Origin of the sequence: Mesorhizobium sp. M1A.F.Ca.IN.020.06.1.1 (assembly GCF_004023265.1) — a bacterium.
Classification (GTDB): Bacteria; Pseudomonadota; Alphaproteobacteria; order Rhizobiales; family Rhizobiaceae; genus Mesorhizobium.
The window spans coordinates 1-1,768 of sequence record NZ_RZSR01001116.1 but is presented as its reverse complement, the minus strand read 5'-3'; the positions used below and the strand labels follow the sequence as shown (position 1 = coordinate 1,768).

The 1,768-nt window shown below is 69.0% G+C and carries 2 protein-coding genes; one reads left to right on the top strand and one right to left on the bottom strand.

The window, feature by feature from the left end; genetic code table 11:
* A partial coding sequence (locus EOA60_RS31555; protein ID WP_128312518.1) for a citrate/2-methylcitrate synthase occupies window positions 1-863 on the bottom strand: 863 nt, incomplete at its 3' end.
* A gap of 93 nt (window positions 864-956) precedes the next feature.
* Here EOA60_RS31555 and EOA60_RS31550 point away from each other — a divergent pair.
* The coding region (locus tag EOA60_RS31550; protein WP_128312517.1) for a citrate/2-methylcitrate synthase at window positions 957-1,768 on the top strand (812 nt) is incomplete at its 3' end.

Below are 1,768 nucleotides of genomic sequence, written 5' to 3'. Positions count from 1 at the left end.
GGATAGAGCTGATGGCCGAAGCCGGGCAGCGGCCGGTCGTGGGCCAGCCAGCGCGCGATCGTCTCGTCCGGCCCGAGCCGCTCGGCATCCTCGACCAGCGCGATGGCCGCGGCCCCGGCGCCGCCATGACGCTGGCCGGTAAGGGCAGCGAGCCCGGCAAGCAGGCAGGCCACGATCGGCGCGCCGGTCGAAGCGGCGACGCGTGCGGCGAAGGTCGAGGCGTTGAGCTCGTGATCGGCCAAAAGCACCAGCGCCTTGCGGATGAGATCGGCACCGGCAGCGTCGACCGACCAGCCGCGCGCCAGCCTTTCATGCACCGGCTCCGCCCCCGGGCTTGCACCGAGTGACGTCGCGAGCACGCTGGTGGCGCTGGCGCCATCCTGCTGCAGCATGCCCGGCCTGCGGCCGAGCGAAGGCCGGCCAGCCGCGGCAAGCGCCGACAATCTTGCAAAGGCCGTCGGGGTGCCGCTCTCGCGAACGATCGAAGGCGTCAGCGATGCGAAGGATATCGCGGCGCCGGATGCCCAAAGCAGGCTTGCTGCCTCCTCCAGCGTCGCTGTCGCGGCAAGCGCAACGGCATCCTTGCCGCGATAAACGAGGCGGCCGTGCAGCACGGTCGAGATGGCAGTGGTGATCGCTGGCTCGCCCCAGGCGATGGCGCTTTCGGCGATCGCCTGGGGGCTGCGCCCGCGCGCCCGGCGGGTGGCGAGCGCGGCTATGTCGTCGGCTCGATACTGGCTGCGGCGCGGATCGGCCCCGTCGGGCCGCATGCCGATGCGGCCGCGGCTGACATAGGCGTAAAGCGTCTGCGGCCGGACCTTGAGCCGCGCCAGCGCTTCCTCCCGCGTCAGCCATTCGGACAAGTCCGCACCGCCTCATATTGATTCAGTTGATCAAGATTGATGCGTTGATTGTAGAGCATTAACTGCAGTGCACAAAGGGTCAAGGAGACAGTCATGGCAAATGGGCTCGATGATGTTGTGGCGGCGGAGACGGTTCTTTCCGATGTCGACGGCGCGGGCGGCCATCTCACCATCCGAGGCCATTCGTTGACGGAACTCGCCGGGCACTGGCGCTACGGCCAGGTGGTCCGCCTCTTGTTCGACGGGTTCTTTGACGAGCTTCCCGGCGACGACGAGCTGGAGAAGGCGATCGGCAATGCGCGTGTCGAGGTTTTCGAACGGCTGCAGCCGATGCTCGCTGGACTTCCAGCGCTCGATGTCTACAGCGGTATGCGCGCCGGCATCGCCCTTCTGCCCGACGGCGACTCGCTCGCCGACGCGCTCCGGCTCATCGCGGCGCCGGCGGTGCTAACGCCGGCCCTGCTGCGGCTCGGACGCGGCGAGAAGCCTGTTCCTCCGGACGCACGCGCCGATCATGCCAACGACATGCTGCGAATGCTCTCCGGTACGGCCTCGCCGGCGCTTGCCAAGGCGCTCGATACGTATCTGGTGACGGTCAGCGACCATGGGCTCAATGCCTCGACCTTCGCAACGCGGGTGGTGGCGTCGACGCAGGCGGGCTTGACCTCGGCGATCCTGGCCGGGCTCGGCGCGCTCAAAGGCCCGCTGCATGGCGGCGCGCCGGGGCCGGTGATCGAGATGCTCGACGCGATCGAGGCGAGCGGCGACGCGGCCGCCTGGCTGCGAAACGAGATCGCGCGCGGCGAGCGCATCATGGGCTTCGGCCATCGCATCTACCGCGTGCGCGACCCACGTGCCGACGTGCTGAAAGCCGTCGTGCGGCGGCTGGGCACACGTTGTGAGAC